This window comes from Kitasatospora sp. NPDC022785 (assembly GCF_055561295.1).
Window position 1 is genome coordinate 203,244 of sequence record NZ_JBVHHB010000001.1, and the last position, 17,233, is coordinate 220,476.

Sequence of the window (17,233 nt, forward strand, 5' to 3'; positions counted from 1 at the left end):
CGCGCCGGCCAGGGTTGGTGCGGGCGCCTGACTCCAAGGAGAGACGCCATGAGCGAGAAGGATCTGCAGTCGAAGTTCCAGAAGCTGCCGGAGGCCGTCCGGGAGAAGGTGGACGCTGCGCTGTCGGACGCGAAGATCGCGCTCAAGCTCCGCGTTGCCGAGGTGCTGGCCGACAAGGAGGAGATGGCCGAGCACGCCGTTACCACCGCCGGCCGGATCGGCGCCAAGAGCGGCGAGGTGTCCGAGCTGACGACGATCCTGCCGCTGAAGCCGAACGGCGCCGAACGCCTGCGGAAGTTCTTCAAGCTGGTCGGCGGGAACCTGGCGGGCGCCGGCCAGGTCGGCACGCTGCACAACATGCGCTTCGTGTTCCTCGAGAACGACACCAAGCTGCTGTTCGCGACCGCTTTCGACGGCGAGTGGGACCCCTACATCGACGACTTCGCGACCAAGATCCCCGAGTTCATGGACTACCTGTTCACCAACGTCGAGGGCTGGCCCGGCATTACCTCGCCCGACGTGAAGGACTTCATCGTCAAGTACCAGGTCCCGGCGGAGGCGTGGTTCGTCGCCCACCCCAACCTCACCGTCGCGGAGGGCCACCGGCTCAAGCGGCAGGAGGCCGCGGTGCAGCGTTTCCTGTCGGACCTCAACTGAAGGCAGGCGCACCATGCCGTCCCCGCTGTTCCGGCGGCTGCGCCGCCCGCCCACCCTTGACCTCGACGACATCCAGGCGACCCTGCTACGGGCCCGGCCCGAGCCCTACTTCGGCACCCACGCGATCCTGGAGATCGCCGAACCGGCCGCGGGCAGGGAACTGCTGCGCAGACTGGCTCCGCGGGTGACCTCGGCGGCACGCTGGGACGAACCGCAGCCGTCCTGGCTGGCCCTCGCGCTCAGTTACCAGGGACTGGTCGCGCTGGGTCTGCCGGAGACCTCACTGGCCTCCTTCCCCGCCAACTTCCGTGCAGGGATGGCGGCCCGCGCCGAGCGGCTGCGGGACACGGGCGTGAACGCGCCGGACCGTTGGGAGTTCCCCTTCGGCACGCCGCGCGTGCACGTCGCCGTCACAATTTACGCCGCGAGCGAGGCCGACTGGCGGGCCGAAGTCGCCGCCTATGAGAAGGAGTTGGGCGAGGTCTCGGGTGTACGGCTGCTGTCGCACCAGGACTTCGCGGCGGACGGGTTCAACGTGTTCGGCTACCGGGACGGCTTCAGCCAGCCGGTGGTCGAGGGCAGTGGCGCCGAACCGCTGCCGGGCGACGGACGACCCATCAAGGCCGGTGAGTTCGTCCTCGGCTACCCGAGCGAGACCGGTCTGCCGCTGCCCGTACCGGCTCCGGACGTCCTGGGTCGCAACGGCACCTACGTCGTCTTTCGCAAGTACCACTCCCACGTCGCCGCCTTCAACAAGTGGCTGCACGACAACGCCTCCACCGAGGCCGAACGTGAGCTGCTGGCCGCCAAGCTCGTCGGCCGCTGGCGCAGTGGCGCACCCCTCGCACTGACCCCGGAACACGACACGCCCGCGATCGGCGAGGACCCGAACCGGATCAACGACTTCGACTACTCCGCCGACCCACGCGGACTGCGCACGCCTCTCGGCTCCCACATCCGCCGGATGAACCCGCGCGACACCAAGCTCACGGTCCTCACCGACGTCAACATCCGCCGGATCGTCCGGCGCGGCACCTCCTACGGCACCCCGCTGCCCCCGGACCGCCTCAAGGACGACGGCAAGCCGCGCGGCCTGGACTTCATCGCCCTTGGGGCCCGGGCCATCGACAACGTCGAGTTCCTGCAGAGCGAATGGGTCGGCTCCGGCAACTTCATGGGTCTGGGCAAGGAGAAGGACCCGATGATCTCACTGCAGGACAAGGGCGCCTATTTCACCGTGCCGGGCACCCCGCCCCGCCGGGTGCAGAACATCCAGTCCTTCAACACCCTGCTCGGCGGCGAGTACTTCTTCATGCCCAGCCTCTCCGCCATCCGGTGGCTCGGCAGCATCTGACTCACCATCGCGCGGAGGTATTGATGACCACAGCCCGTTCCTACGTCCGCTACCACTCCGATGTCGAGCAGTTCCTCCCCGACGAGGAGGAGCTCGTCCGCCAGGTCGTCGAAGCCATGGGCAAGGCCAACCAGCAGGTCGCCGACAAACACCGCCACGGCCTGCGCGACGCCCACGCCAAGAGCCACGGTGTCCTGGTCGGCGAGCTGCGCGTCCAGCCCGACCTGCCCGCCCATCTTGCCCAGGGCCTGTTCGCCGAGCCGGCCACTTATCCGGTGGTCGTGCGCTTCTCCTCAGCCCCGGGCGGCCTTCGCTCCGACCAGGTACCGGTGCAGCGCGGCATGGCGATCAAAGTGATCGGGGCACCCGGCCCCCGTGCCCTGGACGACGGCTTCACCACACAGGACTTCCTGCTCGTGAACCATCCCACGCTGCCGTTCGGCAGCATCGCCGAGTACGCCAAACTCCAAGGCCTGCTGGAGAAACAGCCCCGCCAGAGCAACCAGCAACTGCAGCTCACGGGCTTGGCCGCGCGGACCGCGGCCAAGGCGCTCTCCCGCGCCGGACGACCGCTGCCGCCGGCTGTCGAAACCCTGGCCGCCGCCAACGACCACATCCTCGGCGAGACCTTCCATTCGATGGCGGCGCTGCGCTACGGCGACCACGTCGCGAAGATCTCCGCGTCACCCCGGTCGGCCAACGTCAAGGCCCTCACCGGCCGTCACATCGAGAGGAAGGCCGGCGAATCGGCGCTGCGCGACCTCGTCGTCGACTTCTTCGCGCGGGGCGACGCCCTGTACGAGATCCGCGCCCAGCTGTGCACGGATGTCGAACGCAATGCCCGTGGAGGACGCGTCGGTCCTGTGGCCGGAGGAACTGTCACCCCACGAGATCGTTGCGGTGCTGGACCTGCCGGCTCAGGACGCCTACAGCGACGCCCGCCGACGCTACGCCGACGACGTCCTGTCCTTCAGCCCGTGGCATGCCCTGGAGGCACACCGGCCGTTGGGCTCCATCATGCGGTCGCGTCGCGCCGCCTATCCCGCCTCCAGCGACTTCCGTCATCGCTTCAACGGCGTCGAGCCGCAGGAGCCGACCGACATCAAGGAGATTCCCGCCTGATCACCCGGTACGGTCCGCGGCTCTCGCCGCGGACCGTACCGCGGCTCGCGTGCCAGAATGACGGTGTCCGTTTCCCGTCCGGCTTTCCAGAGGTGCCTTAGTGCCGCAGCCCGTGGGCCGTGTGCCGCAACGACGCAACGCACGGTCGAACCGCGAGCGGATCCTGGCCACGGCCCGTCAGGAGCTGGGGCGCAACCCCGACACCACCCTGGAGGACCTGGCCCGCGCCTCCGGAGTCGTCAGGCGCACGCTCTTCGGGCACTTTCCCGGCCGGGCGGCCCTCCTGGAAGCGCTGGCCGAGGAGGCCGCCGAGGCCATTCAGGGCGCCGTGGCAGGCGTGCCCGAGGCGCCGGAACCGGCTGACCGGGCGCTCGCCCGTTTCTCGTTGGCGATGTGGCCCGTGGGTGACCGCTACAGGATGCTGCTCGCGCTCGCCCAACGGGATCTGGGCGTGGAACGGGTCACCGAGATCCTCGGGCCCGCCCGCGTCAGGATCACGACCATCGTGGAACGGGGCCAGCGCGACGGTGTCTTCCAGCCCCACCTTCCGCCCGCGGTACTCGGCGCCGCCCTGGAGGCGATGACCGTCGCCTTGCTGGAACAGGTCAACATGGGCGCGCTTCAGGACGACGGCACCAAGGTGGCTGTCACCATGCTCATCGCGGCCGGTGTGCCGGAGGGACAAGCCCGAGTCACGGTCGCCGAGGCCACGGCCCCGGACGCCGCGGCCAACGGTTGAGCCGCAGCCCGGACTGCCAGTGCGGGAGCCGGACCGGGGCCCGGCCGCGCGGGCCTGCCGGAACGGCAAGAGGACGGCGCTGGACTGTTCTCCAGTCCAGCGCCGTCCATCCTGGCCACCCGCGCAGGCCGCGTCCTCCCCGTCGAGAAGGCCGACCTTTGTCCGGTATCGGCCGCGTTGGCGCCGAGGACTCAGACAGCGCCCACGGTCTCGTCCTCCGGCGTCGTGACCTGAAGATCGCGGGGAGGCTGCGAGGCGCTCCTGCGGCCGGGCAGAACGGCGATGACGATCAGGGCGCCGGCAGCCATGATGACGCCGCCGATGAGACTGGTGTGGGCGATGGCGTGGGCGAAGGACTCGTGCACGGCCTGGAGCAGGGCCTGAGCCTGCTGGGTGCCGCCCTCGGGCATCTGCGCGGCGTGCTCGGCGACCGCGACGCCGCCGCCCACCGAGTCCCTGGCGGTGTCCATCGCTGCGGGCGGAAGCTGGCCGCCGACCAGGGCGGTCAGCTTGTCCTTGTAGGACGCGGCCAGCAGCGAGCCGAGGATCGCGATTCCGAGTGAGCAGCCGAGCTCCAGGGCGGTGTCGTTGGCCCCGCCGGCCACGCCGAGCTCGGATTCGGGGAACGAGCCCATGATGGTGTCCGTGGCCGGAGCAAGGCTCAGGCCGATGGCGAAGCCGAGCAGCAGCAGAGGCGCCAGGAAGTCGGGGTACGTGGAGCCGGCCTCGACCCTCGTGAGGAGGAAGACGCCCGCAGTGCCGACGATCATGCCGGTGCCCACCGTCAGCTTCACGCCCAGCCTGGGAGCGAGCTTGGCAGTGACCGCGGCGCCGACGAACACGGCTCCCGCCAGCGGCAGCAGCCGGACACCGGTCTCCAGCGCGTCGTAGCCAAGGACGAACTGCAGGAACTGGGTGGAGTAGTAGATCGACCCGAAGGTGCCGAAGAAGAAGAAGAGCACCGCGAGCATCGACCCGCTGAAGGGACGCTCCTTGAACTTGCGCACGTCCAGCAGGGGGTTGGCGTGGTGCAGCTCCCAGACGACGAAGGCCAGCAGGCCCGCACCGGCCGCGATGGCCGCACCGATCGGGCCCGGACCCCAACCGAAGTGCGGGCCCTCGATGGTCGCGTAGACCAGGCTGCCGACAGAGACGACCGACAGAAGCCCGCCGACGTAGTCGATGGCGCCCATTCGTTCCGCCTTCGAGGCCGGGACCAGGAGTGCCGCGCCGACGACGCCGAGGACCGCGACGGGCACGTTCATCAAGAAGGTGGAGCCCCAGGCGTGGTGCTGCAGCAGCCACCCGGCGGCCAGCGGTCCGGCGGCGATGGCGAGGCCGGACGTCGCGCTCCAGGCCGTGATGGCCTTGGCCCGTTCGGCCCGGGGGAAGATCGCGACCAGCAAGGAGAGGGTCGAGGGCATGACCACGGCAGCACCGACGCCCATGATCGCGCGAGCGGTGATGACCAGGTCGGTCTGGTGGACGAGTCCGCCCAGCACCGAACCGCCGGCGAAGATCAGCAACCCCAGGATCAGCGCGCCTCGGCGGCTGTACTTGTCGCCGATCGCACCGAGCAGCAGCATCAGCGCGGCGTAAGGGACGGTGTAGCCGTCGATGACCCACTGAAGGTCGCTGCTCGACAGGCCCAGATCCTTCGTCAGAGCCGGTGCTGCGACGACAAGTGAGGTGTTCGCCATGACGACGATCAGCAGGCTCAGGCAGAGCACCAGCAGAGCCCACCAGCGCCGCGGATAGGGCTCGGTCAGTTTCTCGGCAGGGGTCTTCGCAAAGGGCGGCATCGGGAGCTCCTCGGACGGGAGACGAAGCGGGGCTTCGGGACGTGGCGGATCGCGTGAGCGGCAGGAGCGCTGCTGTCGGCCTGTGCACCGACAGGCGCCATTAGTTGCCCACTGACGTGCAGGTTAGTTGATTGCTCACGGGTGGGCAAATAGTGACTCGGATCGCCTGGGCGCGTGGAGGTCCACAACTCTGATGAATCCATCATTTCCTCCGTGGAACGTCTTGACGAAGATACTGTCAAGGTTGATGATTCCCTCATTACGGCGATGTTGCTCGGAGGGCACCATGTCTGAAACCCGCGTCCACGAGCCCGATGTCAAGACGGCGCACCAGGACCTTCACAGCGAGCACGGCGCCCTGCGCGGCGAACACCCGGGCCGCTCCCGCAATCCCGTGATCAAGGTCGCCGATCTGGCCTGGCTGGAGTTCGAGAAGCCGGACCTGGACCGGGCCGGGGTCTTCGCCCGCGACTTCGGCTTCGGTATCGCCGCCCGGAGCAAGAGCGAGCTGTGGCTGCGGGGCACCTTCGCCGGCTCGCCCTGCATGGTGATCCGGCGCGGCCGGACCTCCCGTTTCATCGGCCCGGCGTTCCGCGCCGCCGAGCGGGCCGACCTGGACCGGCTGGCCCGCGCCACGGGCACCTCCGTACGGGACGCGGACGTGCCCGGCGGCGGCAAGGTGGTCGACCTGCTCGACCCCTCCGGCTTCCCGGTCCGGGTCGTGCACTGCGGGGAGGAACTGCCGGCGCTGCCCGAGCAGCAGCCGCTCCTGCTCAACTTCGGCACCGATCACCGTCGCACGAACGTCACCCAGCGCCCGCCGCGTGAACCCTCCCGCATCCAGCGTCTGGGGCACGTGGTCCTGGAGACACGGGTGTTCGGCCGGGCCCTGGACTGGTACCTGGACGCGCTCGGGATGATCGTCTCCGACTTCCTGTTCCTGGACGGGCAGCGCGGCCGCGGACCCACGATGGCGTTCGTCCGGTGCGACCTCGGCAGCGTGCCGGCCGACCACCACACCCTGGCGATGCACCTGGGGCCGGGCACCGGCTACGTCCACTCCGCCTATCAGGTCACCGACCTGGACTCGATCGCGGCCGGCGGCGAGTACCTCGCCGAGCGCGGCTACAAGCGCAGCTGGGGGATCGGTCGGCACATCCAGGGCAGCCAGCTCTTCGACTACTGGCGCGACCCGGACCGCTTCATGCTGGAGCACTTCGCCGACGGTGACCTGTTCTCCTGCGACGTGGAGCCCGGCTGGGCTCCGATGTCCACCAGCGGCCTGGCCCAGTGGGGGCCTGCGGCCACCCGCGACTTCCTCGGCGCCAGTCCCTCCCCGCAACGCGTCCGCGACGTGATCCAGGCGCTGCGGGGCGACAACGAGATGGACCCGGCACGCCTTTTCGGCCTGCTCAAGGCCGCCAAGTCCTGAGCCCCAACCCCCTCACGAAGGTACTGACATGAGCACCAATGTCCTGCGCACCGCCGACGGATGGTGGGTCGTCCGCGGCGATCGGGCCGTCCCCGTCGAGACCGAGGCCGCCACCACGGCCGAGCTGATCGCCGACCGTGACGCCGTGCGGGAGGCGACCGGCTCGGACGACCCGGGCACGCCGGTCGCGGATCTCGCCGTCCTCTCGCCGGTCACCACTCCCTGCCGGGTGGTCGCCCAGATGGTCAACTACCGTAGCCACGCCCGCGATTCGGGCTTCACCGGCGAGATCCCGCCCGCCTTCTTCCGCAAGGCCTCCGGGTCGGTCAGCGGCCCCGGCGACGCCGTCGTGCGGCCCGCCCACGTGAAGTTCCTCGACTACGAGATCGAACTCGGGCTGGTCATGGGCGCCCCCCTGCCCCTCGGCGCCGTCGTCGAGGAGCGCGACCTGCCGTCCTACGTCGCCGGACTGGTCATCACCAACGACGTCAGCGCCCGCGACGTCCAGCTGACCAAGACCCAGTTCTACGAGAGCAAGTCGTACCCCACCTTCACCCCGACCGGTCCCCACCTCGCCCTGCTGGAACCGGAGGACTTCGCCCACCTCCTCGATCTGCGCCTACGGCTGTCCGTCAACGGCGAGCCGCGCCAGGACCGCACCCTGGCCGACGTGATCGTCCGCCCCGCCCAGGCACTGACCCTGCTGGCCCGGTTCCAGACCCTCGACCCCGGGGACCTGCTGCTGACCGGCACACCCGGCGGCACGGCCCTGAAGGCTCCGCCGAAGCCGGTGGAGAAGATCGGGGCGCTGCTGCCGCCCGCGGTGAAGTGGAAGGCGTTCTTCAAGTCCCAGACGAAGAACCCGCACTACCTGCACGCGGGAGACGTGATCACGGCGACCATCGCGACCCCGGACGGCCGGATCGACCTCGGCGAGCAGCGAACTCCCGTCACGGACGCGAACTAACACACCGAAGTGAGCCGCACATGACCGTCGAAGCCGACGGGACGACCGTGCCCGTGGTGATCGTAGGGGCCGGACCGGTGGGCGTCACCGCAGCCCTGCTGCTCGCCCGGCACGGAGTACCCACCGTCGTCCTGGAACGACACCGGGACCGCTACCCCCTCCCGCGTGCCGTCGCCACCGACGACGAGATCTGCCGGATCCTCCAGGCCGCGGGCGTCGGCGAGGAGTTCTCCGCAATCGCACGCCCCGCCAACGGACTGCGACTGCTGGACGCCCAGCACCGGGTGATGGCTGAGTTCCCCCGCACCCCGCACGGCCACCACGGCTACCCGCAGACCAGCATGTTCGACCAGCCCGAGCTGGAACGACTGCTGCGCGACGCCCTCGCCCGCAACCCGCAGTGCGAGCTGCGCGCCGGCGTCGAGGTCACCGCCGTCGAAGCGGACCCGACCGGCCCGGTCCGCGTGAACTACCGCGACGAGGACGGGGAGCACCACCTGTGGGCCGAGGCGGTCCTCGGCTGCGACGGGGCCAACAGCCTCACCCGCGCCGCCATCGGCGCGGCCTGGGAGGACCTCCACTTCGAAGAGAACTGGACCGTCGTCGACGTCCGCACGAGCGCCGACGTGCGCTGCTGGGAGGGCGTCGACCAGGTCTGCGACCCGCGCCGCCCGGCCACGTTCATGCGGATCGGCGAGGACCGCTACCGCTGGGAGTTCCGGCTCCAGGACAGCGACGAGCCGGTCCGCGAGCTGGTCGCGCCCTGGCTGCCGCCGTCCTGGGACGGGGACTTCGAGGTCCTGCGCAAGGCGCAGTACACCTTCCGTGCACGCCTCGCCGACCGGTGGCGCAGCGGACGGATCTTCCTCCTCGGCGACGCCGCCCACCTCACCCCGCCGTTCATCGGCCAGGGCCTGTGCGCGGGGCTCCGGGACGCCTATAACCTCACCTGGAAGCTCGCCCGCGTCCTCGGCCAGGGCGGCGACGAGCGGCTGCTGGACGCCTACGAGAGCGAACGCAAGCCGCACGCCCGCCACCTGATACGGCTCGCCGTCCTCATGGGCTGGGCCATGACCGGCGGCCAGGACGGCGCCGCCGCACTGCGCCGAAACGTCCTGGCCACGGCCTGCCGCATACCGGGCCTGGCCACAGCGTTCGGACGCGACCTCAGCCCGCGCCTGACCGCCGGGCCCCTGATACGACGCCGCCTGCGCGGGGGCCTGGCCGGCCGCCACTGCCCCCAACCGTCGATCAGCGTCGACGGACGCCGCGTCCGCCTTGACGAGTACCTCGGCGACTCCTTCACCATCCTGACCGCCGCCGACCCCTCGCCGTCACTGCAGGCCCTCGCCCACGCGCTCGGCGTCCAGGTGATCCCCGTGACCGGCCTCGGCGACGACGGAACCGTCGCCGCCTGGCTGCGCGGCGGCCGGGCGGACGCCGTCCTGCTGCGCCCCGACCGCGTCGTCATGGACGTGATCCCGGCCGGCGGCCACGACTTCACCGACACCGCCGGCTGGGCCCACCTCCTGCACACCACGCGCAGCCCCCGACCCCCGCAACCGCAACAGTCCGCCACGAAGAGCCTGCTGAGGAGCGCCGCACGATGACCCGGCCGGAGCCTTTCACGACGCCTGACCCCCACGCTGTCGCGAGCAGCCGCATCATGGACTTCGCCCGCCACGTCGGACGCGACGGAGCCGACTACGCCTCCCTGCACCACTGGTCGGTGACCGACCTGGAAGGCTTCTGGGGCGCCGTGTGGGAGTACTTCCGCGTCGACGCGGAAACCAGCTACGAGCAGGTGCTGGCCGAGGAGCGGATGCCCGGGGCCCGCTGGTTCCCCGGAGCCACGCTCAACTATGCCCACCACGCCCTGCGCCACCCGGCAGACGACGACGTGGCGATCATCGCCCTCGACGAGACCGGGGCCGCGCACGAAGTGACCGCGGGCCGGCTGCGCGCCCAGGTCGCCTCGGTCGCCGCCACCCTGCGCGACCTGGGCGTCAGCCGGGGCGACCGGGTGGTCGGCTACCTGCCCAACACCCCGCACGCCATCGTCGCGTTCCTCGCCGCCGCGAGCCTCGGCGCGGTGTGGTCGGTGTGCGGGCAGGACTACGCCCCGAAGGCCGCCGCAGACCGGTTCGGCCAGCTCGAACCCACCGTCCTGATCGCTGCGGACGGCTACCTGTTCAACGGCACCACCCACGACCGCCGCGACGCCGCCCTCGAACTCGGCCGCGCGCTGCCGGGGTTGAAGGCCACCGTGCTGGTGGACCACGTGGGCCTGCCCTGGACGCCCCAGGCCTACCCATCCCTGACCATCCCCTGGGAGGACGCCGCCACCCGCACCGAGGAACTCACCTGCACGCCGGTGCCCTTCGACCACCCGCTCTGGGTCGTGTTCTCCTCCGGCACCACCGGCCTGCCCAAGGGCATCGTCCACGGCCACGGCGGTGTCCTGCTGGAACACCTCAAGACCCTCGCCCTGCACTCCGACCTCGGCCCCGGCGACCGCCTGCTGTGGTACACCACCACCCACTGGATGATGTGGAACCTGGTCGCCTCGACACTGCTGACCGGCGCCACCACGTGCACCTACGACGGCAGCCCGGCCCCCTTCGCCAAGCTCGACGTCCTGTGGGAGCTGGCCGCCCGCCACCGGGTCACCGTCTTCGGCACCAGCCCCCAGTACCTGCTGGGCATGGCCAAGTACGGCATCGACCCCTCGGCGCACGACCTGTCGTCGATCCGCGTCGTCGGCTGCACCGGCTCCGCACTGCAGGCCTCCGCCTACCCCTGGGTCCGCGACCACGTCGGCGACCACGTCCTGCTCGCCTCCATCAGCGGCGGCACGGACGTGGTGTCCGGCTTCGCGGGCAGCGCGCCCAACACGCCCGTCTGGGCCGGGGAACTGTCCGCACCCCAGTTGGGTGTCGCGCTGGCCGCTTACGACACCACCGGCTGCCCGGTCATCGACCAGGTCGGCGAACTGGTCGTCACCCGGCCCATGCCGTCCATGCCGCTCGACTTCTGGAACGACCCCGACGGCAGCCGCTACCACGACGCCTACTTCTCCACCTACCCCGGAGTGTGGCGCCACGGCGACTGGATCACCCACACCTCCCACGGCTCGGTCATCGTCCACGGCCGCTCCGACAGCACCCTGAACCGCAACGGCGTACGCGTGGGCAGCGCGGACATCCACGACATCGTCGAACGCCTCCCGGAGATCACAGAAGCCCTGGTCATCGGCGCCGAGGAAGCCGACGGCGGCTACTGGATGCCGCTGTTCGTCGTCCCGGCGCCAGGAGTGACGCTGGACGAGGCGATGCGCGAGAAGATCAAGGAGGAGATCCGCACCGGCGCCTCACCGCGCCACGTCCCCGACGAGATCCTCGAAGTCCCGGGCATCCCGCACACCCGCACCGGCAAGAAACTCGAGGTCCCCGTCAAACGTCTCCTGCAAGGCGCCCCCGCCGAGCAGGTCGTCAACCCCGCCGCCGTGGACGCCCCCGACCTCCTCGACCACTACGCCCGCCTGGGCGCCGCCCGCCGAAACCGGCCGTCACGATGACCGCGCAGATCATCCTCGTCGTTGGGCTCTGCCTGGTCTTCCCGCCCCTCGGCCTGGCCAAGATCGCCGGGGCACCTGTCTTGCGTCGAGCGGCAGCCCACCTCGGCCTGTCGTCCGGCCTCTACCGCCTCATCGGCACCCTGGAGGTGGCAGGAGCCAGCGGGCTGCTCCTCGGACTGGCTTTCACCCCGATCGGGGTAACCGCCTCGATCGGGCTGACGCTGCTCATGGGTGCGGCCGCGTCGGTGCACCTGCGTCGAGGCGACCCGCCCCGGCGGGCCCTGCCCGCCGCCGCGCTGGCCCTGTCGGCGCTGGCCTACACCTGGCTATCGCTCGTCGGCACCTGACGACCCGTGAACCTCTTCTGCCGATCCATCAGCTGGCGCCACGTGATGGCGCACAAGTCGACTCGCTCGAAGTCCAGGGTCCGAGGTTGATCCGGTCGGTTGGTCCTGGGAGGGCTGCTGGGACTGGGGCAGGTCTGACCATCGGGCGAGGCTGCTGTGTTGGTGGAGACTGGAGACTTCGGGACACGGACGGTCGCCTCGGGATACCTAGTGGCCTTGGTCCGTTCCGGTTGGCCACCCGGTTGCGTGCGGCCCGTCCCGCTGTTCCGGCGGGGCCGCCGGCGCCGTTCCGGGGTCTCCGCAGGCGCACGTTCCGCTCGACGTCTTCCCGCCGTCGTTGCGCTCAGCCCCTTCGGGCTCTGCGGCAGAAGATCGTCGGTGGTAGCGCTGCCGCTTGGGAGGTACAGCTCGAACTCGGCGTGCGCAACAAGATCCTCGGCGTCGACTTACCGTCCGGCGAGGGCCGCCTGTCGGCCCTGCGCGGGAGAAGCTGTCGGGCTCGGCGCTCTGCGGGCTCGTTCTCCGTTTCACCCCCATTTCACATCGCGAGCCGTCGGACGGCCGACGGCGGGTTCGAAGACAGCGTTTCCGCAGGTCGGAAGGGCGTCTGACCTGCGGAAACGATGAGAGATCACACTGCGTTTTCGCAGGTCAGAGGCACTCCTACAGGTCGTAGTACAGCTCGAACTCGTGCGGGTGCGGGCGCAGGGCGATCGGGGCGATCTCGTTGGTGCGCTTGAAGTCGATCCAGGTCTCGATCAGGTCGGGCGTGAAGACGTTGCCCGCGAGCAGGTACTCGTGGTCGGCCTCCAGGGCCTCCAGGACGGCCGGGAGCGAGGACGGCACCTGGGGTACGTTGGCGTGCTCCTCGGGGGCCAGCTCGTAGAGGTCCTTGTCGACCGGCTCCAGCGGCTCGATCTTGTTCTTGATGCCGTCGAGGCCGGCCATCAGCATCGCGGCGAAGGCCAGGTACGGGTTGGACGACGGGTCCGGTGCGCGGAACTCGATGCGCTTGGCCTTGGCGTTGGAGCCGGTGATCGGGATGCGGATCGCGGCCGAGCGGTTGCGCTGCGAGTAGACGAGGTTGACCGGTGCCTCGAAGCCCGGGACCAGGCGGTGGTAGGAGTTCACCGACGGGTTGGTGAACGCCAGCAGCGACGGGGCGTGCTTGAGCAGCCCGCCGATGTAGTAGCGGGCGGTGTCGGAGAGCCCGGCGTAGCCCTGCTCGTCGTAGAAGAGCGGCGAGCCCTCCGTCCACAGCGACTGGTGGACGTGCATGCCCGAGCCGTTGTCGCCGAAGATCGGCTTCGGCATGAAGGTGGCGGTCTTGCCGTTACGCCAGGCGACGTTCTTGATGATGTACTTGAACAGCATCAGGTCGTCGGCGGCGTGCAGCAGGGTGTTGAACTTGTAGTTGATCTCCGCCTGGCCGGCCGTGCCCACCTCGTGGTGCTGGCGCTCGACCTCCAGGCCGGCCGAGGCCAGCTCCAGGGACATCTCGGCGCGCAGGTCGGCGAAGTGGTCGACCGGCGGGATCGGGAAGTAACCGCCCTTGTACTTGACCTTGTAGCCGCGGGCGTCGCCCTCGGCGGAGCCGGTGTTCCAGGCACCGGCCTCGGAGTCGATGTGGTAGTACGACGCGTTGGCGCTGGTGTCGAAGCGGACCGAGTCGAAGACGTAGAACTCGGCCTCGGGACCGAAGAACGCGGTGTCGGCGATGCCGGAGGAGGCCAGGTAGGCCTCCGCCTTCTTGGCGACGTTGCGCGGGTCGCGGCTGTAGGCCTCGCCGGTGACCGGGTCCTGGATGAAGAAGTTGATGTTGAGGTGCTTCTCCTTGCGGAACGGGTCGAGCCGGGCCGTGGCCAGGTCCGGGACGAGTGCCATGTCGGACTCGTGGATGGCCTGGAAGCCGCGGATCGACGAACCGTCGAACATCAGGGTCTCGGACGGGTCGAAGGTCGCCGCAGGCACGGAGAAGTGCTGCATGACGCCCGGGAGATCACAGAACCGGACGTCGATGAACTTCACATCGTTGTCCTGAATGAACTGCTTCACTTCGGCGGCGTTGTTGAACATCCATCCTCCTCGGCGTGCGAATGGGGCTCACCCTAGGAATGGCCCGTTTCCAACCGGTGACCCGGTCGTTTCCTGAATGTTAACCGCCGTCGTTGAACGGGCGGCAAAGTCGTACGCTCCGGGGCAAAACGCTTCGCCCGCCCTGGTCGGGCCGCCTGAGTGGTCTGGACCAGTTGGGAAGTGCCGGAAGACGCGATTCACCCTCCGGGGGAGCCGGTGCAGGCCCGGACCGTCCGCCCGGTTAGTGTGGATTCGTGGACACCAGAGAAGCGTTGGGATCGTGGATCGACGGCCCGAAGGCGGCCGCCGAGAAGATGGGCACCGACTTCGGCCACCGCGGCGAGCGCCTCGGACTCCCCAAGGAGGGCACCGGCTCGATCGCCGGTCCGGGCCGCCGGCTGGGCGCGCTCTTCGTCGACGGCTGGCTGGTCTCCCTGGTCGCCTACGGGCTGATCGCCAAGGGCTCCCCGGGCTCGGCCAACATGTGGACCACCCCGCTCTTCTTCGCCGTCACCGCGCTGCTGCTCGCCACCACGGGGACGACCGTCGGCAAGCGGCTGTTCGGCCTGCGGGTGGTGCGCCTGGACGGCAGCCGCGCCACCATCCCCCAGGTGCTGCTGCGCACGCTGCTGCTCTGCCTGCTGGTGCCGGCCCTGGTCTGGGACCGCGACACCCGCGGCCTGCACGACAAGGCGGTCGGCACCGCCGAGGTGCGGATCTGAGGTCCGGCCCTGGGGCCTCGGTTCCGAGGCCCGGATCCCGGGGCCGAGGTTCGAGTCCCGAATCCCGGATCCGAGGCCGGGCCGGTGTCCGGACATCGGGCAGGTGCCCGGAAGCAGGTCTCGAGAACGTCGAACGGCCCCGCCGCGGAGCTTCCGCGGCGGGGCCGTTTCGTGCGAATGGGGAGGGGTGGGTCAGCGGGCCTGGCCGCCCTTGGGCATCCGGGCACCCTTGGGCATCGGGCCCTTGGGGATCGGCGCCTTCGAGAGCAGGTCGCCCAGGGCGCGCAGCCGGTCGTTGGTCTCGGTGACCTGGGCCGGGGTGATGGCGCGCGGCAGACGCATCAGGTGGATCTGCAGCTTCTTGAGCGGAATCTCGCCCTCGCCGTTGCCCACCACGATGTCGTGCACCGGCACGTCGCCGACGACCCGCGCCATCTTCTTCTTCTCCGAGGCCAGCAGCTGGCGCACCCGGTTCGGGTTGCCCTCGCCGATCAGCGCGATGCCGGCCCGGCCCACGGCGCGGTAGACCGCGTCCTGGCTACGGGTCACCGCGACCGGGGTGGAGCTGGCGCTCCAGCCTCGCCGGATGTTGTTCAGCACGGCCGCCACGGCCCCCGGCTGCCCCTCCATCTGTCCGAACGCGGCGCGTTCGGCCCGGCGCCCGAAGACGATCGCCATGGCCAGGAAGGCCACGATGAAGCCCAGGATGCCCAGGTAGATGGGGTGGTCGATTGCGAAGCCGATGGCGAGGAACACGCCGAAGGTCAGCAGGCCGACGCCGGCGATGATCAGGCCGATCTTGGTGTCGACCTTCTTGGTCATGGTGTACGCCTGGCGGATCTGCTTCAGCCGCCCGGGGTTTTCGGATGTTTCCCTCGCCATAACGCTCATGGTACGTGCCGTGGGTACGGGATATCCAAGCCCGGGTACCCGTTCGTCCCCAACCGTGACTCGGGTGAACCCGCGCGACTCCGTACGGGTACGAATGCGGGGGTTCCGAGGGGCGGTGCGCAGCCGCCGGGCGGAGCCCGCTAGCCGTGCGCGGACTCGGCGACGGCGCCGCCGGGCCGCGCGTCGCGCTCGCGGTCCGCCGCGTACCGGCGGTTCTCGCAGACCGCCGCCCAGGCGTTGCGGCGGGCCTGTCGCTGGCCGCCCGCCAGTAGCACGCTCTCGGCCAGTCGCAGCGCGGTGCCCACCGACCGGATGCCGACCTGCATGTCGAACAGCTCCCCTCGTGACGGACCCGGTGACAGGGTCCGTGGCGGAAATGATTCGAACGGTCCCATTGTCACCACCCCGTGTTACCAGACCGTGACCTGGCAGTCAAAGCCTGATGAACCCGAAGAACCCGAAGGGCGGAGCCGAGGCTCCGCCCTTCGGTGGCCAGAAGTCTCCGGCCGGTCAGACCGACGCCTGCTCGCGGCGCTCCAGCGCCTGCCGGTACAGCCGTCCGGCGCGGTACGAGGAGCGCACCAGCGGGCCGGACATGACGCCGGCGAAGCCCAGCTCCTCGGCCTCCTGCTGGAGCTCGACGAACTCGTGCGGCTTCACCCAGCGCTCCACCGGGTGGTGGCGCACCGAGGGGCGCAGGTACTGGGTGATGGTGATCAGCTCGCAGCCGGCCCCGACCAGGTCGGCCAGCGCCTGGCTGACCTCCTCGCGGGTCTCGCCCATGCCCAGGATCAGGTTGGACTTGGTGACCAGCCCGGCCGCGCGGGCCTGGGTGATGACGTCCAGGGAGCGCTCGTAGCGGAACGCGGGCCGGATCCGCTTGAAGATCCGCGGGACCGTCTCGACGTTGTGCGCCAGCACCTCCGGGCGGGACGAGAAGACCTCGGCCAGCTGCTCGGGCACCGCGTTGAAGTCGGGGATCAGCAGCTCGACGCCGGTGCGGCCGGCCTCGCGCCCGGCCGTCATCGCGTGCACCTGCCGCACCGTCTCGGCGTACAGCCAGGCGCCGCCGTCCTCCAGGTCGTCGCGGGCGACGCCGGTGATGGTGGCGTAGTTGAGGTCCATGGTGACGATGGACTCGGCGACGCGGCGCGGCTCGTCGCGGTCGAACTCGGCGGGCTTGCCGGTGTCGATCTGACAGAAGTCGCAGCGGCGGGTGCACTGGTCACCGCCGATGAGGAAGGTCGCCTCGCGGTCCTCCCAGCACTCGAAGATGTTGGGGCAGCCGGCCTCCTGGCAGACCGTGTGCAGCCCCTCCTTCTTCACCAGCGACTGGAGGGCGTTGTACTCCGGGCCCATCTTCGCGCGGGTCTTGATCCACTCGGGCTTCCGCTCGATGGGGGTCTCGCTGTTGCGGACCTCCAGGCGGAGCAGCTTCCTGCCGTCGGGTGCGACAGCGGACACGTGCGACTCCTAGAACTAGACGGGGTACCCCCAGGGTACGCCTGTGCTTGTACGGCCTTCGCCGGGCCGGTGGCCCGCAATCG

General features: G+C 70.0%; 15 protein-coding genes. 10 read left to right on the forward strand and 5 right to left on the reverse strand.

Translation table 11 applies throughout. From position 1 onward, the window contains the following. The first annotated feature begins 48 nt into the window (after positions 1 to 48). Genes ACZ3YO_RS00860 through ACZ3YO_RS00875 form a run of 4 tightly spaced genes read left to right on the forward strand, consistent with a single transcriptional unit; the run spans position 49 to position 3,872 of the window. On the forward strand, positions 49 to 657 hold the full coding sequence (locus ACZ3YO_RS00860) for a hypothetical protein (RefSeq protein ID WP_465563114.1): 609 nt from the start codon (positions 49 to 51) through the stop codon (positions 655 to 657). A gap of 13 nt (positions 658 to 670) precedes the next feature. Next, a complete protein-coding gene (locus ACZ3YO_RS00865) occupies positions 671 to 2,011 on the forward strand; it encodes a Dyp-type peroxidase (RefSeq protein ID WP_465563117.1) in 1,341 nt (446 codons plus the stop codon). A 23-nt stretch (positions 2,012 to 2,034) separates the two neighbouring features. Then, entirely contained in the window at positions 2,035 to 3,234 is a 1,200-nt protein-coding gene (locus ACZ3YO_RS00870; protein WP_465563120.1) for a catalase family protein, read from the forward strand. Continuing rightward, positions 3,234 to 3,872 (forward strand): TetR/AcrR family transcriptional regulator, encoded by a 639-nt coding sequence (locus ACZ3YO_RS00875; protein ID WP_465563123.1) that lies wholly within the window; start codon positions 3,234 to 3,236, stop codon positions 3,870 to 3,872. The genes ACZ3YO_RS00870 and ACZ3YO_RS00875 overlap by 1 nt, the downstream gene beginning before the upstream one ends. A 191-nt stretch (positions 3,873 to 4,063) precedes the next feature. Here the strand turns inward: ACZ3YO_RS00875 and ACZ3YO_RS00880 are convergent, their stop codons facing one another. Further along, a complete protein-coding gene (locus tag ACZ3YO_RS00880; RefSeq protein WP_465563125.1) occupies positions 4,064 to 5,674 on the reverse strand; it encodes an MFS transporter in 1,611 nt (536 codons plus the stop codon). 286 nt (positions 5,675 to 5,960) lie between these two features. On the opposite strand from ACZ3YO_RS00880, the gene ACZ3YO_RS00885 reads away from it, so the two are divergent. Genes ACZ3YO_RS00885 through ACZ3YO_RS00905 form a run of 5 tightly spaced genes read left to right on the forward strand, consistent with a single transcriptional unit; the run spans position 5,961 to position 11,997 of the window. Continuing rightward, complete coding sequence (locus tag ACZ3YO_RS00885) at positions 5,961 to 7,106, forward strand: VOC family protein (RefSeq protein WP_465563127.1); 1,146 nt, start codon at positions 5,961 to 5,963, stop codon at positions 7,104 to 7,106. 28 nt (positions 7,107 to 7,134) lie between these two features. Then, complete coding sequence (locus ACZ3YO_RS00890; RefSeq protein WP_465563129.1) at positions 7,135 to 8,073, forward strand: fumarylacetoacetate hydrolase family protein; 939 nt, start codon at positions 7,135 to 7,137, stop codon at positions 8,071 to 8,073. Between the two features lie 20 nt (positions 8,074 to 8,093). Next, positions 8,094 to 9,683, forward strand: coding sequence for a bifunctional 3-(3-hydroxy-phenyl)propionate/3-hydroxycinnamic acid hydroxylase MhpA (gene mhpA, locus ACZ3YO_RS00895; protein WP_465563132.1), 1,590 nt, complete (start codon positions 8,094 to 8,096; stop codon positions 9,681 to 9,683). After that, positions 9,680 to 11,650: an acetoacetate--CoA ligase gene (locus ACZ3YO_RS00900; protein WP_465563134.1), complete on the forward strand. Its 1,971-nt coding sequence runs from the start codon at positions 9,680 to 9,682 to the stop codon at positions 11,648 to 11,650. The genes mhpA and ACZ3YO_RS00900 overlap by 4 nt, the downstream gene beginning before the upstream one ends. After that, the gene (locus tag ACZ3YO_RS00905; protein WP_465563137.1) at positions 11,647 to 11,997 is read left to right on the forward strand and encodes a DoxX family protein; all 351 of its coding nucleotides are present in this window, start codon (positions 11,647 to 11,649) and stop codon (positions 11,995 to 11,997) included. The genes ACZ3YO_RS00900 and ACZ3YO_RS00905 overlap by 4 nt, the downstream gene beginning before the upstream one ends. A 663-nt stretch (positions 11,998 to 12,660) precedes the next feature. Here the strand turns inward: ACZ3YO_RS00905 and glnA are convergent. Continuing rightward, a complete protein-coding gene (gene glnA, locus ACZ3YO_RS00910) occupies positions 12,661 to 14,073 on the reverse strand; it encodes a type I glutamate--ammonia ligase (protein ID WP_465563139.1) in 1,413 nt (470 codons plus the stop codon). Between the two features lie 254 nt (positions 14,074 to 14,327). Between glnA and ACZ3YO_RS00915 the strand changes: the two genes are divergently transcribed. Continuing rightward, entirely contained in the window at positions 14,328 to 14,795 is a 468-nt protein-coding gene (locus tag ACZ3YO_RS00915; RefSeq protein WP_396319466.1) for an RDD family protein, read from the forward strand. Positions 14,796 to 14,987: 192 nt separating this feature from the next. Here ACZ3YO_RS00915 and ACZ3YO_RS00920 read toward each other — a convergent pair whose 3' ends face one another. From ACZ3YO_RS00920 to lipA, 3 genes are all read right to left on the reverse strand, one after another. Beyond that, a complete protein-coding gene (locus ACZ3YO_RS00920) occupies positions 14,988 to 15,686 on the reverse strand; it encodes a DUF4191 domain-containing protein (RefSeq protein WP_396319465.1) in 699 nt (232 codons plus the stop codon). 140 nt (positions 15,687 to 15,826) lie between these two features. Continuing rightward, positions 15,827 to 16,012: a hypothetical protein gene (locus tag ACZ3YO_RS00925; RefSeq protein ID WP_396319464.1), complete on the reverse strand. Its 186-nt coding sequence runs from the start codon at positions 16,010 to 16,012 to the stop codon at positions 15,827 to 15,829. Positions 16,013 to 16,196: 184 nt separating this feature from the next. Continuing rightward, entirely contained in the window at positions 16,197 to 17,150 is a 954-nt protein-coding gene (gene lipA / locus ACZ3YO_RS00930) for a lipoyl synthase (RefSeq protein ID WP_396319463.1), read from the reverse strand. Between the last annotated feature and the right edge of the window lie 83 nt (positions 17,151 to 17,233).